Genomic DNA, 19,152 nt, shown 5'->3' with positions numbered 1-19,152 from the left:
GTTAATTTAATTTGAATAAATTGAAAAAAAGCACTTTATCATTATCTAAAAATAATCATATAAAAGAGCCAACTGCTAAGTTGAAAGTATTACTTGCAGAAAATAATCATGTAAAAGCGAAAGCTTTAATGGATGTGCTCACAAATACTGAATATGACATCTATCATATCGCTAATTCAGGTGTTCCTTTGTTAAAGGATGTAGAACAACTAAATCCTGATGTCATCATTATCGACATAGAGTCACCTGATCGGGATATGCTCGAGAATCTTAATAAAATATCTCAATTCGCCCCTAAACCTATTGTTGTTTTTTCTGAACAAGAAAACGATAAAACAACAATTAATCAAATAGTTAAATCAGGTGTCAGTGCTTATGTGGTCGGTGATATTGGTCAAGATAGAGTAAAATCAATTATTGATGTCGCAATTGCTAGATTCGGCCTTTTTCAAGGCATGAAACAAGAGCTTGCTGATACTAAGCAAAAACTATCGAGTCAAAAAAATATTGATAAAGCTAAACGATGGCTAATGGAAACAAGACAGCTTTCTGAAAGTGATGCCTATAATTTCATCCGAAAAATAGCTATGGATAACAGCCAGAAAATGGACGATGTTGCTAAAAACATTCTATCTGTTGCAAGTATATTTTAGAGAAAAAATCATGTTTAAAATTGAAAAGAAAAATATAAACTTAGGGTTTATGCCCTTAACAGATAGCGCTCCTGTGGTCATTGCTTACGAAATGGGCATGTTCAAAAAATGGGGGTTAAATGTTACCTTAACCAAGCAAAATTCTTGGGCTACCCTAAGGGATAAGCTCCATTTAGGTGTAATTGATGCTGCACAAATGTTGGCACCCATGCCAATAGCAAGTAACTTAGGTTTGTATGGTCAAGAATCACAAGTGATATCGCCATTGATCTTAAGTCGAAACGGCAACGGTATCACCATATCAACAGCCCTATATCAAAAATTATTAGCACATAAAAATAATACTGAAATTAGCATGCCATTTTCAGCAAATATTCTTAGCCCTGAAATAAAAGAACGTAAAAAAGAGGGCGAAAAACTTACCTTTGCTGTGGTATTTCCTTATAGCTGTCATTACTATGAACTCATTGAATGGTTAAAAGAAGGTAATATCGCTTTATCAGATATAAACTTGTTATTTGTACCGCCTTCTGGAATGGTACCATCAATGCAGTCAGGCGATCTTGATGGTTTTTGTGTCGGTGGCCCGTGGAATGCTAAAGCCGTTCGTGAAGGCGTAGGCGTAACCGGTGTAACTTCATCAGATTTATTGCAAGACTCCCCAGAAAAAGTACTTGGGTTAATGTCGTCTTGGCAAAGTAAATACCCTCAAACAACGCTCGCTTTAGTGTCAGCTTTATATGAAGCCTGCCAATGGCTTGAAAATGTTCCCAATCGTTTTGAAGCAGCAAGATTATTGAGCCGTGCCTGCTACCTAGACACACACATTGATGTAATAGCACCTTCATTGCTTGGCAGTTGCTTAACCTTTAACGGCACAACACCACGAAAAGTAACAAGTTATAATCAATTTTCCACACTAGACGACCCAGAGTTTAACAAGCCTGCCCTAAATTGCGGTGAAAAAATTGCCGATTTAATGCAAGAATGTGGGCATATAAGCACCAAACAACGAACTGAACTGAGCATTGCCAATATTTATAGAGAAGATATATATCTAACGGCTATTAGCATTTGAAACAAACTTAATTCTACATAATAGCTAATCTCGAATATTAGTATAAATTATCAACTTATAAATTCGATTCACACTGAACATTAATTAAGGCTGATAATGTAAAGTAGAGGTTAAGCGGACAAATAAGCGCACCAAATTAAGGCGAGACTTTCCCAACATTGGATCAATTAAACAGTTTGAGCACCACAAAAAAAACCTAAAAAACACTAAACCATTGATTTAAATACAAATAAAAACAGTGGCACTAAATATGCTTTATTATTAGCATTATGTTTTCGAATTAATACAATCAACAGCGGTTGCATTAATATAAGTTGAAAACAATATAAGCTAAAAAATTACTAAAAATTTATCTCGTTAAAACTAATCGCACTGCAACGGCGTAGTCACTATTAGTTTGGCATTGTAGCCCATAGCACTTGGATTTTATCCAAAGTGCTATGGGCTTTTTTATTTGGAGAAAAGTATGTTGAAAATACCTTTAAAAAAGAAATGTAAAAAGTTATACCATGCTGCCATTGCCAGTATATGTATATCAGGTGCCTTGCTAACCTCGACTTTACAAGCAGCTGAATTAGGTTATCCAGAAAAAGAAGAACTGAAATTCGGTTTTATTAAACTAACTGATATGGCCCCTATTGCTATTGCATATGAAAAAGGCTTTTTTGAGGATGAAGGCTTATACGTCACCATTGAATCTCAAGCAAACTGGAAGGTTTTACTTGATGGCGTCATAGATGGTCGCTTAGACGGCGCTCATATGCTAGCTGGTCAACCAATAGCAGCGACAATAGGTTATGGCACTAAGGCTGATATTATCACGCCTTTTTCAATGGATTTAAATGGCAATGCCATTACTGTTTCTAATGATGTTTGGAAACAAATGAAGGTTAATATTCCTAAACAAGCCGATGGACGTCCTGTTCATCCAATTAAAGCTGATGCACTAAAACCTGTAGTAAGCAAATTCCTTAATGAAGGTACCCCTTTTAAAATGGGGATGGTCTTTCCTGTTTCTACACATAACTATGAATTACGCTACTGGTTGGCTGCTGGTGGTATTCACCCTGGATTTTATGCACCTCATAAAGGTGATACTTCTGGCCAGATTGATGCCCAAGCATTGCTATCAGTTACGCCTCCACCGCAAATGCCTTCAACATTAGAGGCTGGCACTATCCATGGATATTGCGTAGGTGAACCTTGGAATCAACAAGCGGTATTTAAAGGTATTGGTGTACCCGTAGTTACTGATTATGAAATTTGGAAAAACAACCCTGAAAAAGTCTTTGGTATCACAAAAGAGTTCGCCGAAAAATACCCGAATACCACTATTCGCTTAACCCGAGCGCTTATTCGCGCTGCAAAATGGTTAGACGATAACAATAATGCCAATCGCCCTGAAGCCGTTAAAATTTTATCTCAATCTAACTATGTTGGTGCTGATTATAAAGTTATTGCAAATAGCATGACCGGAACCTTTGAGTATGAAAAAGGCGATATACGTTCATTACCTGATTTCAACGTATTCTTCCGTTATAACGCAACTTACCCTTACTACTCAGATGCAATTTGGTATTTAACACAAATGCGCCGTTGGGGACAAATTAGCGATGACAAGCCAGATAGCTGGTACAAGGAGATTGCCGCAAAAGTTTATCGTCCTGATATTTATATGGCTGCCGCTCAATCTTTAGTTGATGAAAAAATAATGTCAAAAAGCGATTTCTCAGATCTAGCTGATGAAGACGGTTTCCGTGCCCCACAAAAACACTTTATTGACAATATTGTATATGACGGCACAACACCAAACGCTTATATCAATAAGTTTAATATTGGTTTGAAAAATGGTGACAAGCTTTAGTCCTTGAACAAACTTTAATGCGCATTAGTGCGCTGTAACCAGCGCACTAGGGAGAGAAAATGACTGCCTTAATAAATAAACAAAAGACAGGTATAACGCCTATGAATAGGAACAAAATCATCATGCCCTTGTTGTTAAAAAAAGTACAAACCTTTATTTTACCTATGGCCGGTATTTGCTGTTTCTTGCTGCTATGGTCATTAACTGCCAATAGCATTGAAACTTCACTAGGTAAGTTTCCAGGCCCTAGTGCTGTTGCAACTCAAATGGTTAACTTAGTTAATGAGCACAATACAGAACGTGATAAAGAAAAAGCTTTTTATATACGCCAAGATGAACGAAATGAAGCTCGCATGGCAAAGGATCCTAGTTATCAACCAAAAGTACGCATGTACACCGGCAAAGAGACCTTCTTAGATCAAATAGTTACCAGTTTAATTACCGTATTAAGTGGTTTTTTAGTGGCTGCAATTATTGCTATTCCCTTAGGTATTGCTATCGGATTAAGTAAAAACTTGAATCGAGCGATTAACCCAATAATACAAGTATTCAAGCCGGTATCCCCTTTGGCTTGGTTACCCCTAGTTACCATGGTAGTAAGTGCTGTGTACGTATCTCCGGATCCAATGTTTGCAAAATCATTTGTTAACTCATTAATCACAGTAACCCTATGTAGCCTTTGGCCTATGGTTATTAACACTTCGTTTGGTGTTGTGTCGATGAATCAAGATTGGGTAAATGTCAGTAAAGTATTAAGTCTGCCAAAACTCGTACATATTCAAAAAATTGTTTTACCTGCGTCTGTTCCTGCCATTTTTACGGGTATGAGAATGTCATTAGGTATTGCGTGGATGGTACTTATTGCGGCAGAAATGTTGGCACAGAATCCAGGGTTAGGAAAGTTCGTTTGGGATGAATTCCAAAACGGTAGTTCACAGTCATTAAGTCGAATCATGACAGCCGTTATTGTTATTGGCCTTATTGGCTACATGCTTGACCGCACCATGCTGCAATTACAAAGAATGTTGTCTTGGGACAAATCAAGTGCGCAACTGTAATCAATAACAAAGAGGAAATCACATGAGTATTATTTTAGACATCAGTAAAGTAGATATGGTATTTCCAACCCCTAAAGGTGATTTCACCGCATTAAAGGGAGTTGACTTACAAATTAAAAAAGGGGAGTTCATTTCACTTATTGGCCATTCTGGTTGTGGTAAATCAACTGTATTAAATATTGTTGCCTGTATACACAAAGCAACTATTGGCGGTGTTTTACTGAACAATAAAGAAGTAACTGAACCGGGTCCTGAACGCGCAGTAGTTTTTCAAAACCATTCATTATTACCTTGGTTAACCGCTTATCAAAATATTGAATTAGCCGTAAAACGCGTATTTAAAAATAAAATGTCAAAAGCAGAGATGAAGGAATGGATTGAACATAATTTACGTTTAGTTCATATGGATCATGCGAAAGATAAACGTCCTGATGAAATTTCAGGTGGTATGAAGCAACGAATTGGTATTGCCAGAGCTCTTGCAATGAAGCCAGAAGTTCTCTTAATGGATGAGCCGTTTGGTGCACTTGATGCTTTAACGCGTGCACATATGCAAGACTCTTTAATGGAGATCCAGCAAAAGCTTAATAATACCGTGATTATGATTACTCATGACGTAGATGAAGCCGTTTTATTATCTGATCGCATTGTCATGATGACCAATGGTCCTGCCGCAACAATTGGTGAAATATTAGATGTTAATTTACCTCACCCACGAAACCGTTTAGCCCTCGCAGAAGATCCTGAATATAACCGACTTCGATCAGCCGTCTTAACTTTCTTATATGAAAAACAAAGAAAAGTTGAACATATATCGGTACCTGATACAGACAAAGTAAAACAGAAATCATCGAGTGTAGCTTAATTAATTGAGCAAAATAAAAAATATAAAAATAAGAAAAAAAAATAAAAAACATCAAAAAAATTTAAGGGATAACCATGCAAACAGAATATAAATTATACACAATTGCTGCCTTGACTTTATTAGCCACTGTAGGTATTTCAGCTAACGCCAATGCAGAAAATCAAGCGAAAACAACCATTGATTTAAACTTACGTTACGAAGCAGTAGACCAAGAAAATACGTTAAAAGACGCATCAGCATTAACATTAAGAACGCGATTAAATCATACTACTGCTAGCTACAATGGCTTCTCAGGTGTGGTTGAATTTGAAGACTCTCGTCAAATTGCAGGAGTGGATGACTATAACGATACCGTTGGTAATAACGCAGAGTACTCTGTAATTGCCGACCCTGAGTCAACCGAACTTGATCAAGCTTTTGTACAATATAAACAAGGTAAGCTTACCGCAAAAGTTGGCCGCCAAGTCATCACGTTAGATAATCACCGTTATGTTGGCCATGTAGGATGGCGTCAAGATAGACAAACTTTCGATGCTACAACAATCAACTACAACGCCTTAGAAAATCTTAATATCAGCTACAGTTTTCTTAATAAACGTAATCGCATATTTGCACAAGCAAATGACCTTCATTCAAAAGATCATTTAATTAATATTGCTTACAAAACCCAATACGGGCAACTAACTACTTATGGCTACCTTTTAGAAGTTGATGAAGGCACAACCAATGGTTTAGATACTTTTGGTCTGAGTTTTAAAGGACAAAAGGATAACTTTTCATATTTTGCTGAATTTTCTACTCAAGACTCTGAAAGTGGCACAACAGACTATTCGGCAACTTACATAGCGCTTGAAGGTGGCTATAGCTTTAATGCCGTAACCTTAAAACTAGGTGCTGAAGTGTTAGGTAGCGATGACGGAATGTACGGTTTTTCAACGCCACTAGCAACCCTTCATAAATTTAATGGTTGGTCAGATCAATTCTTAGCAACACCTAAAGAAGGCTTAGTTGATCTATATGCATCATTATCAGGTAAAGCATTCGGTGGCGGTTGGACAGTAGTAGTACATGACTTTTCAGCTGATGAAGCAAGTGAATCCGTTGACGATTTAGGTAGCGAGATCAATGCCGTATATGCGAAAAAATTTGCTAACAATTATACCGCTGGTATCAAGTATTCAGCTTATTCAGCAGGTGATACTGCCTCAGGTAAAGTTGATACCGATAAGGTTTGGGTCTGGGTTAGCGCTAAGTTTTAACTCAGTGAAAACCGTTAATTATCTCACCCGACAATCACTAACTTGAACGAATAACAATATACAAGGTTAACTCCCGATATTTAAATGAGGAGTTAACAAAATTTATAAAACCAATATCAATATTGAAGCAGGTATCCAAATGAGCTCAAATAATCAACAATCAATAAAAAAACAAAGCGTGGTCGTTGTCGGTAACGGCATGGTTGGTCATCATTTTGTTGAGCAATTAGCTCAATTGAGAACAGCTAAGCAAGCAATAGAGATAACCGTTTTATCAGCTGAATCTCGTCTAGCCTATGATCGTGTGCACCTTTCAGAATACTTTAGCGGTAAAAGCGCTGAAGATTTAGCAATGACTGATGAGAAAACCTATCAAGATTGGGGGGTTAATTTTCAAACTAATGCAAAAGTCGTTGATATTGATCGTGTCAATAAGAATGTTGTCACAGAAAATGGCCAAATAATCAATTATGACAAACTTATTTTAGCAACTGGTTCTTATCCATTTGTTCCACCTATTCCAGGAAAAGATCGCGACCATTGTTTAGTGTATCGAACTATCGATGATCTTGATGAAATTCAAGCCAGTGCCAATGTCAGTAAAGTTGGAGTTGTCATTGGTGGTGGTTTACTTGGCCTTGAAGCAGCAAACGCCCTAACCCACCTAGGTTTAAAAACACATGTTGTTGAATTTGCACCACAATTAATGGGGGTTCAAATTGATGCTGGTGGTGGTCGGTTACTAAAAGAAAAAATTGAAGCTTTGGGTGTAGAAGTTCATACCTCAAAAGCAACAAATGTTATCGAAGATGGTGAAACGTGCCGTTATAAACTCTGTTTTAATGATAATACCACTCTAGAAACTGACCTTATTTTATTCTCAGCAGGTATTCGTCCCTACGATAACCTTGCGCGAACTTTCGATTTAGAATTAGGTGAACGTGGCGGTATTGTTATTAATAACCAATGCCAAACGTCTGATAAAGATATATACGCTATTGGTGAATGTGCACTTTGGAACAACTTTATCTTCGGGTTAGTTGCCCCTGGTTACAGCATGGCCAAAGTAGCTGCAAAACATGTTATTGGTGAACATGAGTCGTTTACTGGTGCAGATATGAGTACCAAATTAAAACTGATGGGCGTTGAAGTAGGCTCAATAGGTGATGCACATGCAAAAACATCAGGCGCATTAACTTATACTTATGAAAACCAACCTGAAGGCGTTTACAAAAAAATCGTTGTTTCAAGTGATAAAAGTAAAATGCTTGGTGCCGTATTAATTGGTGATACTAGTGAATATGACTCGTTACTACAATACATGCTTAACGGTATTGATTTACCTGAATCACCAGAAGCATTAATACTCCCTTCTTCAGGTGAAAAACCAACATTAGGTGCAGATGCATTACCTGATACCGCGATGATTTGTTCATGCCATAACGTCACTAAGGGCGATATTATTGCCTCAATAGATCAAGGTGCATGTACCGTCGGTGATGTAAAAACCTGTACTAAAGCCAGTACTGGTTGTGGTGGTTGTGCTGCTTTATTAAAAAATGTTGCTGACGCAGAATTTGAAAATCGTGGTGTTGAAGTTAAAAAGGATATTTGTGAGCATTTTGCTTATTCACGTCGTGAAATTTTTGACATTATTACCGTCGAAGAAATAAAAACCTTTGATGAACTTCTATCCTCGCATGGTAAAGGACATGGCTGCGAGGTTTGTAAACCTCTTACTGGCTCTATATTAGCCTCAGTATGGAATGACTATATTCTTAAAAAGCCACACTTATCACTACAAGATACTAATGATACTTACCTTGGCAATATGCAAAAAGATGGCACTTATTCCGTTGTACCACGCGTCGCTGGTGGCGAAATTACTCCCGATAAATTAATAGTTTTAGGTCAAGTTGCGAAGAAATATAACCTGTATACCAAAATAACCGGTGGCCAACGTGTTGATCTATTTGGCGCACGTGTTGAAGAGCTACCGCCTATTTGGCAAGAGCTTATCGATGCCGGTTTTGAAACAGGTCACGCCTACGGTAAATCACTTCGAACTGTTAAATCTTGCGTTGGCTCGACCTGGTGTCGATTCGGTGTGCAAGATTCAACCGCAATGGCAATATATTTAGAGAATCGTTACAAAGGCTTACGAGCGCCACATAAAATAAAATTTGGTGTATCTGGTTGTACTCGCGAATGTGCAGAAGCACAAAGTAAAGATATAGGCATTATAGCAACAGACAAAGGGTGGAACTTATACGTTTGTGGCAATGGCGGCATGAAACCTCGACATGGTGACCTATTCGCTATCGACCTAGATGATGAAACTTTAGTTAAATACATAGACTGTATTTTGATGTTTTATGTGCGTACCGCTGATCGTTTACAAAGAACCTCGGTCTGGATGGATAACATGGAAGGCGGTTTAGATTATTTGAAGCAAGTTATTATAGAAGATAGCCTTGAATTATCTGAGAGCTTAGAACAACAAATGTCATTAATTGTTGATACCTACCAATGTGAATGGAAAACAACGCTAGAAGACCCAGAAGCATTAAAACGTTTTAGACCTTTTGTTAACTCATCTAAACCCGATAGTAATATCATTTTTGTGCAAGAGCGCGACCAAATACGCCCTGCGACTAAAGATGAGAAAGCAACAAAAGTGTTAATTGAAGAAAAAATCAAGAAAATTGCTGAAGAAGCCTAAGGAATTAATCATGTCAGAGCAAAATATATCGGTAAAAAATAAAGACTGGCTAACAGTATGTAAAACAAGCGACTTAGTTAAAGATTCTGGTGTTTGTGCTTTAGTAGAACAAGGCTTAACAGAGAAGCAAATCGCTATTTTTCACTTACCTAATACAGAAAAAAAAGTATATGCCGTAGACAATTATGACCCTATTGGTGACGCTAATGTGCTGTATAGAGGTATTGTTGGTAATGTCGGTGACGATATTGTTGTCTCCTCACCTTTGTATAAACAACATTATTGTTTAACCACAGGAAAATGCTTACAAGAAGAAATAAGTATTGATGTATTCCCCGTAAGAATTATTGAAGACCAAGTACAGCTTTTTGTCTAATGATGTCAGCTGACTATTAAATATATGCAAACAAACTCAGTACACGCGTTATAAACCTTGTAGTACTGAGTATTACTCTCTGTTGTTGAAAAGGTAAATTTTATGAGTTGTTCTCAATCGTCACATATTGTTCAATCTACTTGTGCTTACTGTGGTGTGGGTTGCGGTATTGATATTACGGTTGAAAATAATGAAGCTAATGCTGTCGTTGGTACACTAGAGCATCCAGCTAACTTTGGTAAACTATGTGTTAAAGGAACTAATTTATTAAAAACGACTGACTTAACTAATCGCTTACTTGAGCCACAAATAAATAACCAAGCGGTTAATTGGTCCATAGCAACAAACCATGTAGCTGAAAAGTTTTCACAAATTATTAAAAAGCATGGCCCTGACTCAGTTGCTTTTTATGTTTCTGGACAAATCCTCACTGAAGATTATTACCTCGCTAATAAGTTAATGAAAGGTTATATAGGCTCAGCCAACATTGATACTAATTCACGCCTTTGTATGTCATCAGCGGTAGCCGCTTATAAACGTAGTTTTGGCGAAGATGTTGTTCCTTGTAGTTATGATGATTTAGACACGACTGAGCTTTTATTAATTACAGGATCAAATGCAGCTTGGACACATCCTGTTTTATTTCAGCGTATTGAAAGAGCTAAAAAACGTAATCCGAAAATGAAGGTGGTTGTTATTGACCCCCGTAAAACAGCAACCTGTCAAATAGCTGATTATTTTTTACCGTTAAAACCCGGTAGTGATGCAGCATTTTTTAATGGCCTACTAAATTATTTAGCTAACAATAAAGGATTAGATAGCAACTATATCAACAATAATACTCAAGGTTTCGAAGCCGCATTAATAGAAGCTAGTTACTGGTCAATAGAGAAAGTCGCAACTTATTGCGATATTGATCAACAAGATGTTGAACGTGTGTACCAACTATTTTTAATGACTGAAAAAACAATTACCTTTTACTCAATGGGCATAAATCAATCAAGCTCAGGCGTGGATAAATGCCATAGTATTATAAATTGCCACTTAGCTACTGGTAAAATAGCTAAAGATGGTTGTGGGCCCTTTTCAATAACGGGACAGCCTAACGCTATGGGCGGTAGAGAAGTTGGCGGCTTATCGAATCAGTTAACATCACATATGGACATCGAAAACCCCAAGCATCGCTCTACGGTTCAGCGCTTTTGGCAATCACCAACTATGGCTGATAAGGCCGGCTATAAAGCCGTTGAATTATTTGACGCCATCAATGAAGGGAAAATAAAAGCTGTCTGGATTATGGCGACGAACCCATTAGTGAGCTTGCCTGATCGTAAAAAAATAGCTCAAGCATTAACTAAATGTGAATTTGTTGTCGTTTCTGACTGTGTTGAAAGCAATGATACTTTAGACTTTGCCGATGTAAAATTACCGGCAACCCCTTGGTTAGAAAAAAATGGTACTGTCACCAACTCAGAGCGTCGTATTTCGCGTCAAACTAATGCGATAGCACCTAACGGACAAGCAAAACACGACTGGGAAATTATTGCAGACGTAGCGACTGCTATGGGGTATTCAGGCTTTAAATACTCACATGTAAGTGACGTTTTTCGAGAGTTTTCTCAATTATCTGGTTTTGAAAATAATGGTGAGCGGATATTTGATATTTCAGCTTTTTCAGCCATTACAACAGCACAGTATAATCATTTAAAACCCGTACAATGGCCGGTTAATGACACTTACCCTGAAGGAAAAAAACGTGTTTTCGAAGATGGTAAGTTTTCTACACCGTCTGGCAAAGCAATTTTTTTTCCTATTACTCCGCAAGCACCAACACAAAAAAAATCGGCTAAATATCCCTTTAGGTTAAATAGCGGTCGTTTAAGAGATCAGTGGCACACTATGTCGCGTACTGGTAAAGCATCACAACTTACCGCCCACACAGACAAGTGTTATCTTTACATTAATCCAGAAGATGCCGCACAGTTACACATAGTTGATGATGAAATAGTTAATGTTTTATCAAATACTGGCCAAGTAACTGTTCATGTAAAATTAGATAAAAGCCAACGCAGCAAAGAATGCTTCATGCCTATTCATTGGAATGAACAGTTTGCTTCTAGCGCGAACGTCAGTAATTTATACGCAAGTATTGCCGACCCTATTTCTGGTCAACCTGAAAGTAAACATGGGGCAATTACTTTAAATAAAACTTCTTTTAAGCAATTTGGTCAACTACATGTTGATAAAGACTTTATTGTTCAAACACAAGTTAATAACGAATTTTGGACTAAAGCCAAAACCAGTTATGGTATGCGCTTTGAATTTGCCAATACGCACATTGAAACAGATATGTTAAATTGGTGTCAAACTACTAGCTGCATCTCAGGTGAATGGATGCAATTCACAAAAGAAAATACCTATTATGTCATTTGCTTACAAGCAGGTAAGTTAGTTTTTTTATGTTACTGTGCAGCAGCAACCCCAACAATAGAAAACGCATGGCTTGAACATGTTTTTAGTCAAAATAATTTACCTGAGAGCGATATTCAATCATTATTGTCTGGTAGATCAAATGAGAGTTTTGCTAAAGGTCGACAAATATGTAGCTGTTTTAATATTGGAGAAAAAGAAGTTATTAACGCAATAAAGTCGGGGTGTCATTCAATTAGCCAGTTAGGCGATAGATTAAAGTGCGGTACTAACTGTGGCTCTTGTAAGTCAGAATTAGGTGTGTTGCTTGGTGAACATCAGGAAAATAAAGAAGAAATAATGTTAACCATACTTTAAGCAGGTTTCAATCACGTGCCAAATAACAATTAGTTTTAAAAAATGATTTGTCCACGTCAGGTTAAAGCTGGTTAGCTATATTACTTCTATTATGGTTACTAGTACGCTATACACTCATACTTTAGTTGACTATTCCGTGGCTTCTAACGGGCTAGTAGCATCATCTAGACTAATTCGGCGCGCTTCACTTTCCAGCAAAACAGGAATATCTTGCTCAATGGCATAAGCTAATTTATCAAATTTACAAATAAGCTCTTGCTGCTCTTTATTATAATCAAGCTTCCCTTTACACACAGGGCACGCTAATATTTCCATTAACTTTACATCAAAAGCCATAATTTCATTCTCTTCATTGGTTATATCTTTAAGTAGAATCAGTTCACTTCTACCTTGGTAATTAAATTAACTAATTAGTTACTAGCTAATTTTATAACTAAACTAATAATTAGCTTAATAGTTTAACTCGTCACTATCGTCACTTTACTTAAAAAAACTTTATACTTTAAAGCTACTTATAGCCTGAATTAATACTTCTTTGTCTTGCTCTGAAAACTGGGCACTAACAGGTAAATACCACCAGTTTTCTTGTGCGAAGGTTCGACATTTTACCGCATCTTTCTCTGTCATTAATAGCGGTAAATCTGCTTTAAATTCAACAAAATCATCAACAGAAAAGTTTTTATGGTCGATAAACCCTTGCTCTATTGCTAAATTAAACCCTAGCGTTTGTAACGTATCAAAAAAACGCTGCGGTTCGCCAATGCCAGCAATGGCATTAACAACTTGCCATTGCTGAATAAAATCAGGTAACAACATTTTTTCACCTGTTGTTACCTGAATTAATTCACAGCCAGCTAATGCCATAAATAAAGACTTACTCACTAACTGTTCGGTATGGTCTGAGTTATTACCATTGTAAATAATCAAGTCAGCGTCTTGTATGCGCCAAAGTCCTTCTCGTAAAGGACCAGCAGGCAACAGTAAGCCATTACCAAAAAGACGCTTGGCATCAATAATTACCAACTCTAAATCACGTTTTAATCGATAATGCTGTAAACCATCATCACTGATGACAATATTACACCCTTGCTCAATTAACTTTTCTGCATTAGCAACACGATCAGCGCCGATAACAACCGGAATATTACAACGTTGATAAATTAAAAGCGGTTCGTCACCTGCTTGATAACTCGTGCTATTTTCATCCAATAAATAAGGATAAACGTCAGCTTGACTGCCATAACCACGAGAGATAACACCAGGCTTTAATCCTAACACTTTCGCAAGTTCAACTAAGTGTATAACAACAGGAGTTTTCCCATTGCCACCTACGCTAATATTACCCACAACAATAACAGGAACGTCAACTTTATACGATTTTAATAAACCAAAACGAAAAGCGACTCGCCTTACTAAACTTATTAAATAAAATAATCCAGTGAGTGGTAATAATAAAGGGACAAGCCAATATTTTGCAGAATGTTTTTTAAACCATACTTTTTCAATTAGTCGCACACTAACTCCACTCTTCAAATTGAGCACTGATAGCACAAAAAAATAGCATCACTTTACGATTCAAATTGAAAACGATGTAATTGTGCATATGCACCTTCTTTACCAAGTAAACTTTGGTGATTACCTTGCTCAACGATTTTTCCTTGTTCCATTACAATAATTTTATCTGCATTTTCAATGGTTGATAATCGATGAGCAATAACAATAGAGGTTCTATTTTTTTGTAATGTTTGCAACGCATCCTGAATATGACGTTCAGATTCAGTATCTAAAGCACTGGTTGCTTCATCTAAAATTAAAAAGGGCGCATCACATAATAAAGCTCGGGCAATAGCCACACGCTGCCTTTGACCTCCAGATAACAAAGCACCATTCTCACCAATATTGGTTTGTAAACCTTGCTCCATCTTCTCAGCAAACTCCATCACGTGAGCACTTTTCGCTGCAGCGATAATCTCATCGATACTTGCCTCAGGTTTCCCGTAGGCAATATTGTTAGCCAAACTGTCATTAAATAACACAACATCTTGTGAAACATAGGCAAATTGTTGTCGTAAGTCGTTTAAATAATATTCTTCAATATTCACACCATCGATAAGTATTTCACCTTCACTAGCATCATAAAAACGTAATAACAGTGCACTCGCTGTTGATTTACCACTACCAGATCGCCCTACTAACGCTAAGGTTTCACCGGTATCTAGTTCAAATGAGACATTTTCAAGCGCCCACTTAGCTGGAGTAAGTGCATTTTTATCAAAATCATAAGCAAAATTAACCGACTTAAAAGCAATTTTACCCTGTGCTTTAGTTAAATGTTTACTACCAGTATCCTTTTCTTTTTCTTGATCTAATACAGAGAAAATACTAACACAAGCAGCCATGCCTCGTTGAAATTCACTATTTACATTAGTTAGCATTTTTAATGGTCTGAGCAACATAACCATGTAAGTAATAATACTCACAAAGCTACCGGCAGAAATACTGTCACGTAAAGTTTCAGAGTTAACAGCATAAAAAACAAAAGCTAAAGCAAATGACGCTATAATTTGGATAACCGGTACACTAGCAGATTTTGCCGCGACTAATTTCATACGCTGATATCGATTTTGGTTATTTATCTGCTGAAATCGCTTAAATTCTTCTGCTTGACCACCAAAAGTTAATACAACTTTATGGCCATTAAAAGTTTGCTCAGCTGCCGTCGTCACTTCCCCCATCGCACCTTGGATATTTTTACTTATTTTACGGAAACGTTTAGAGACTAAATTAACAATAATAGTAATAATTGGCGTGATCAGTATAAAAATAGCCGAAAGTTGCCAGCTGATATAAAACATTAACCCTAGTAATCCTAGAACAAACGCACTTTGTTGCACAATAACCAAGATAGATTTACTCACAGAATTCAAAACTTGCTCGGTGTCATAGGTTAATTTAGAAATTAACCCTCCTGTTGACTCCTTATCATGAAAAGCCACCGGCATTCCCATGATATGCTCAAACAAGCTTTGCTTAAGATCGGTGACCACATTATTTCCTACCCAAGCTAAGCAGTAATTAGCAACAAAGTGAAAAATTCCGCGAAAAACAAAGGCTGCCACAACAAAAACAGGCGCCCATTTCATAAAATCAGGATTACTGCCAGCAAGTCCTTCATCAATTAACGCTTGTAACTTTGACAAAAAGTAAACATCGATAGCTGCGTAACCTAACATACCAATAATAGATACAATAAAACCAAGTTTATAAGGTTTAGCATAACCAAAAAGACGCTTGAAGTTTTGCCTTGTTGTGCCGTTTGTTGAATTTTCCATGGGAGAAGTTATTTCACTATATCTGAAGGATATTATAATGAGCTGATTTTAACGTAGTTTAAGTCAACAACCAACTAATCAAAGCGAATTTGCAAACCAAAACGGCCATAAATCCTCGTGATAAGTATATTGAGTAATACCCTTTTCTGATAAATCTAAAACGATTTGTCCCGAAGTAGCACTATTAAGCATTTCAATATTGTTTGACTGATATCGTTCTACAACCTCAGTAACAGGCATACGCCAACGATTTAAATATCCAGCACTGACAATAGCAAGCTTAGGGTTAACATGACTAATAAAAGCATCGCTTGATGAAGTTTTCGATCCATGATGAGGTACAACTAACACCTCAGCCTGTAATTGTGGATACTGTTCAACAAGTTTACGTTCAACTTTTCTAGAGATATCACCTGTTAATAAAACTCGGTTATTTTTATCTGAAATAAGTAACACGCAAGAATCATCGTTATTATCGCCAACTAAGCTATCAGGCCATAAAAATTCAAACTTTACCTTTTGCCAATAAAATTCTCGTCCTTGTATGCAGTGACTGTTTTTATGAGCGTTACCACTTTCACTGTCAACGTTATAAATAAGCTCTTTAATTGCAATTGACTGCTTTAAAATTGCTAACCCGCCAGCATGATCGTTATCGCTGTGGCTGATAATCACTTTATCTAACTGAGTAATTCCTGAGTATTGCAAATACGGTAAAATCACAGCATCAACCATATTAAAACCACTTTTATATGCTGCACCCGTATCGTATAAAATAGCATTATCATCACGTTTCACTAATATTGATAAACCTTGACCAACATCAAATACAACTAATTGCCAATTATTAAGGCCATCATCTGATTTATCACTCACTTTTAACATGAGTAAGAAGAAGATAGCGCACATCAACGTGATGCTCATAGCTTTAGAAGGAAGTTTTATTGTTGCTTGAAAAAATATTAAAAATACACTTAATATTCCAAACAAAACGATCAAGCTAACATCAAAACTTGATAACCTAATTATCGCCCACGAGACATTTGATAAATAAGTCAAATAGTGCCAAAGAAGCATTATTGACTCTAAACAGATAAATATTACAACCTGAGATAATTCTGGCGAAATCAACATAACAAGCACTGATAATAAGCACAAAGGAATAACGATAACACTCATCCAGGGCACTGCAATAATATTGGCTAATAAAGCAACAAGGGATATTTGTTGAAAAAATATGGCACTAATAGGCATTAAAAATAAGGTTAAACTTAACTGAATAACCACCAGTCCTTTGATAAATAACCACAATTTATTGCCTGATGATAATAAACTTTTAAAGCGCCACAATGTGATAAAAATAATAATAACGGCATACACTGATAACCAAAAACTTGCGGTAAATAAACTAAAAGGCGTTGTTAAGGTGATCATAAACAAAGTAAGTAATAACCAACGTTTGATAGATACTTTTATACCTAATAGTCTTGAGCACCAATAAAGACTAAGCATGACAAGTGCTCGAACTGTTGGTAACGAAAAACCAGCCAAGTAGCCATAACTTAGCGCTGCCACCATACTTAAAGCAATAGCCAAATAGCGACTGTTTATTCTTTGAATCTTGTGACTATTGACAAAGAATCTCAGTGGTAGGTTTTTCATTAAAAACATGAATAAAAAGAATATTCCTGTTGCTACCAATCCAATATGTAAACCTGAAATAGCAATAAGGTGCCCTGTGCCTGTTGCTTGTAAAACCTGCCATAACGCTTGACTTAACTCAGTACGAGAGCCAAAACCTAATGCTAGTAATAAAGGAGACAAATCATGTTTTGGTAATAACTGTTGATAAGAACTAAAACTTTGCTGCCGTACAGAGACTTCATCTATAAGTACCCTGTTGTCTTTATTATTGACAACATAACCTGTCGCACTTATTTGTTTACTATTAAGCCATGTCTGATAACTAAAACTCCCTAAATTAGCTAAACCATGCGCTGGCTTAAATTTAACCTGCAAGCTAACTATTTGACCTTGTTGTAAAGATAACGTTGCATTATTCCAACTTAACCTGAGTTTTAATGCGTTGGTTAATTGGTTATTATTAATGTGAGTTACGTTAATATTAAACCGTATGCGATTTTCAGGTGACAACTTTTTACTTAAAGGATCTGGCAGCTCCCTTAGAGGTGAATGTAAAGTGAGAATATCTCCTTGTACCCACTGTGTTGTACTCGATAAAGCTAAAGCATCTAAATTATTTTTTTGCCATAATTGTTGAAAATTTACGGCATGAAATAACATCCAGCTTGCCCCAAAGAGTAAACCTGAGCTTAGTCGAAAGGGTTTAAAAGAAGGATTAATACGTGAAGAGTAATAAAAAAAGGTAATAGATATAAATATAAGTGAAAATAGCACAAAAATATCTGGCACTATTGGTGAGAATAATGAGAATATAGCACCCAGAAAAAAACACGCTAACCACCAGTCCATAGTGAATAAAATACTTCCTGTATCAATTGCTGTGTAATCAATGTATTAACGAATAATCGACGATAAAAACTTGAATCTAATAGTAAGTATATGCCAAAAAAACTAATTAAGCGCATAATGCCAGACAATCAGCGTATCAAAGACAATAAACACTTAAGAATCTTTGGTGCTTTATTGCACAATCCTAACTTATGGCATATGAACCGTCATTCAGTAGCAAAAGCTTTTGCTGTTGGGCTGTTTTTCGCTTTTATTCCAGTACCTTTTCAAATGGTGTTAGCTGCAGGTACAGCCATTATGGTACATTCAAATTTACCACTTTCAGTTGCTTTAGTTTGGTTAACAAACCCGTTCACCATGCCTGCAATCTTTTATTTTTGCTATTCTGTCGGCGCATGGTTAATAAGCGCTCCTGTTCATGATTTTAAGTTTGAAGCAAACTGGCAATGGATAGCAGATAGTTTATCATCAATAGGCCCTGCATTTTTATTGGGCTGTGGCGTATTAGCCATAATTTTTTCTGTGTTAGGCTATTTTGGTATGCAACTCTTATGGCGTTACAGTGCGGTTAAAGCATGGAAAAAACGTAGCAAGAATGAAAAATAACTCAACAACATCGTAATCCTAAATCAATTAGGGTTACGATGCCGCTAGATAAAATCAAA

General features: G+C 36.6%; 14 protein-coding genes. 10 read left to right on the top strand and 4 right to left on the bottom strand.

Going from position 1 to position 19,152, the window contains the following annotated elements; all coding sequences use genetic code 11:
* The first annotated feature begins 11 nt into the window (after positions 1-11).
* The 9 genes from KO509_RS13495 (at position 12) to KO509_RS13455 (ending at position 12,662) form a co-directional block, all read left to right on the top strand.
* Positions 12-653: an ANTAR domain-containing protein gene (locus KO509_RS13495; protein ID WP_215973780.1), complete on the top strand. Its 642-nt coding sequence runs from the start codon at positions 12-14 to the stop codon at positions 651-653.
* A 10-nt stretch (positions 654-663) separates the two neighbouring features.
* Complete coding sequence (locus KO509_RS13490) at positions 664-1,731, top strand: CmpA/NrtA family ABC transporter substrate-binding protein (RefSeq protein ID WP_252727568.1); 1,068 nt, start codon at positions 664-666, stop codon at positions 1,729-1,731.
* A gap of 466 nt (positions 1,732-2,197) precedes the next feature.
* Positions 2,198-3,595, top strand: a complete 1,398-nt coding sequence (locus tag KO509_RS13485) for a CmpA/NrtA family ABC transporter substrate-binding protein (RefSeq protein WP_215973779.1) — start codon at positions 2,198-2,200, stop codon at positions 3,593-3,595.
* 101 nt (positions 3,596-3,696) lie between these two features.
* Positions 3,697-4,653 (top strand): ABC transporter permease, encoded by a 957-nt coding sequence (locus tag KO509_RS13480; protein WP_215973874.1) that lies wholly within the window; start codon positions 3,697-3,699, stop codon positions 4,651-4,653.
* A 22-nt stretch (positions 4,654-4,675) separates the two neighbouring features.
* A complete protein-coding gene (locus KO509_RS13475; RefSeq protein WP_215973778.1) occupies positions 4,676-5,518 on the top strand; it encodes an ABC transporter ATP-binding protein in 843 nt (280 codons plus the stop codon).
* A 74-nt stretch (positions 5,519-5,592) separates the two neighbouring features.
* On the top strand, positions 5,593-6,777 hold the full coding sequence (locus KO509_RS13470) for an alginate export family protein (protein ID WP_215973777.1): 1,185 nt from the start codon (positions 5,593-5,595) through the stop codon (positions 6,775-6,777).
* A 139-nt stretch (positions 6,778-6,916) separates the two neighbouring features.
* Positions 6,917-9,499: a nitrite reductase large subunit NirB gene (gene nirB, locus KO509_RS13465; protein WP_215973776.1), complete on the top strand. Its 2,583-nt coding sequence runs from the start codon at positions 6,917-6,919 to the stop codon at positions 9,497-9,499.
* A gap of 10 nt (positions 9,500-9,509) precedes the next feature.
* Positions 9,510-9,875, top strand: coding sequence for a nitrite reductase small subunit NirD (nirD, locus tag KO509_RS13460; RefSeq protein ID WP_215973775.1), 366 nt, complete (start codon positions 9,510-9,512; stop codon positions 9,873-9,875).
* 102 nt (positions 9,876-9,977) lie between these two features.
* Positions 9,978-12,662 (top strand): nitrate reductase, encoded by a 2,685-nt coding sequence (locus KO509_RS13455; RefSeq protein WP_215973774.1) that lies wholly within the window; start codon positions 9,978-9,980, stop codon positions 12,660-12,662.
* A 129-nt stretch (positions 12,663-12,791) separates the two neighbouring features.
* On the opposite strand, the gene KO509_RS13450 is transcribed toward KO509_RS13455, so the two are convergent.
* The 4 genes from KO509_RS13450 to KO509_RS13435 all read right to left on the bottom strand — a co-directional run bounded on the left by KO509_RS13450 (position 12,792) and on the right by KO509_RS13435 (position 18,487).
* Positions 12,792-12,998, bottom strand: coding sequence for a Trm112 family protein (locus KO509_RS13450; protein ID WP_215973773.1), 207 nt, complete (start codon positions 12,996-12,998; stop codon positions 12,792-12,794).
* 159 nt (positions 12,999-13,157) lie between these two features.
* Positions 13,158-14,177 carry a tetraacyldisaccharide 4'-kinase gene (gene lpxK, locus KO509_RS13445; RefSeq protein ID WP_303495247.1) on the bottom strand — a complete coding sequence of 340 codons (1,020 nt, stop codon included), beginning with the start codon at positions 14,175-14,177 and terminating at the stop codon, positions 13,158-13,160.
* A 53-nt stretch (positions 14,178-14,230) separates the two neighbouring features.
* Entirely contained in the window at positions 14,231-15,994 is a 1,764-nt protein-coding gene (gene msbA, locus KO509_RS13440; protein WP_215973772.1) for a lipid A export permease/ATP-binding protein MsbA, read from the bottom strand.
* A 78-nt stretch (positions 15,995-16,072) separates the two neighbouring features.
* Entirely contained in the window at positions 16,073-18,487 is a 2,415-nt protein-coding gene (locus KO509_RS13435; RefSeq protein ID WP_215973771.1) for a DNA internalization-related competence protein ComEC/Rec2, read from the bottom strand.
* 90 nt (positions 18,488-18,577) lie between these two features.
* Here KO509_RS13435 and KO509_RS13430 point away from each other — a divergent pair, with 90 nt between their 5' ends.
* Complete coding sequence (locus KO509_RS13430; RefSeq protein WP_215973770.1) at positions 18,578-19,093, top strand: DUF2062 domain-containing protein; 516 nt, start codon at positions 18,578-18,580, stop codon at positions 19,091-19,093.
* Positions 19,094-19,152 lie beyond the last annotated feature (59 nt).

The organism is Colwellia sp. C2M11 (assembly GCF_018860915.1).
Classification (GTDB): Bacteria; Pseudomonadota; Gammaproteobacteria; order Enterobacterales; family Alteromonadaceae; genus Colwellia.
The sequence above is the reverse complement of the archived record's forward strand: the minus strand, read 5'-3'. Positions and strand labels throughout refer to the sequence as shown.

What these genes read in the sequence shown, in the direction of transcription:
- KO509_RS13490 (WP_252727568.1), top strand. Translation starts at nt 664, where the DNA reads ATGTTTAAAATTGAAAAGAAAAATATAAACTTAGGGTTTATGCCCTTA.
- KO509_RS13485 (WP_215973779.1), top strand. Translation starts at nt 2,198, where the DNA reads ATGTTGAAAATACCTTTAAAAAAGAAATGTAAAAAGTTATACCATGCT.
- KO509_RS13480 (WP_215973874.1), top strand. Translation starts at nt 3,697, where the DNA reads ATGAATAGGAACAAAATCATCATGCCCTTGTTGTTAAAAAAAGTACAA.
- KO509_RS13475 (WP_215973778.1), top strand. Translation starts at nt 4,676, where the DNA reads ATGAGTATTATTTTAGACATCAGTAAAGTAGATATGGTATTTCCAACC.
- KO509_RS13470 (WP_215973777.1), top strand. Translation starts at nt 5,593, where the DNA reads ATGCAAACAGAATATAAATTATACACAATTGCTGCCTTGACTTTATTA.
- nirB (WP_215973776.1), top strand. Translation starts at nt 6,917, where the DNA reads ATGAGCTCAAATAATCAACAATCAATAAAAAAACAAAGCGTGGTCGTT.
- nirD (WP_215973775.1), top strand. Translation starts at nt 9,510, where the DNA reads ATGTCAGAGCAAAATATATCGGTAAAAAATAAAGACTGGCTAACAGTA.
- KO509_RS13455 (WP_215973774.1), top strand. Translation starts at nt 9,978, where the DNA reads ATGAGTTGTTCTCAATCGTCACATATTGTTCAATCTACTTGTGCTTAC.
- KO509_RS13450 (WP_215973773.1), bottom strand. Translation starts at nt 12,998, where the DNA reads ATGGCTTTTGATGTAAAGTTAATGGAAATATTAGCGTGCCCTGTGTGT.
- msbA (WP_215973772.1), bottom strand. Translation starts at nt 15,994, where the DNA reads ATGGAAAATTCAACAAACGGCACAACAAGGCAAAACTTCAAGCGTCTT.
- KO509_RS13435 (WP_215973771.1), bottom strand. Translation starts at nt 18,487, where the DNA reads ATGGACTGGTGGTTAGCGTGTTTTTTTCTGGGTGCTATATTCTCATTA.
- KO509_RS13430 (WP_215973770.1), top strand. Translation starts at nt 18,578, where the DNA reads ATGCCAAAAAAACTAATTAAGCGCATAATGCCAGACAATCAGCGTATC.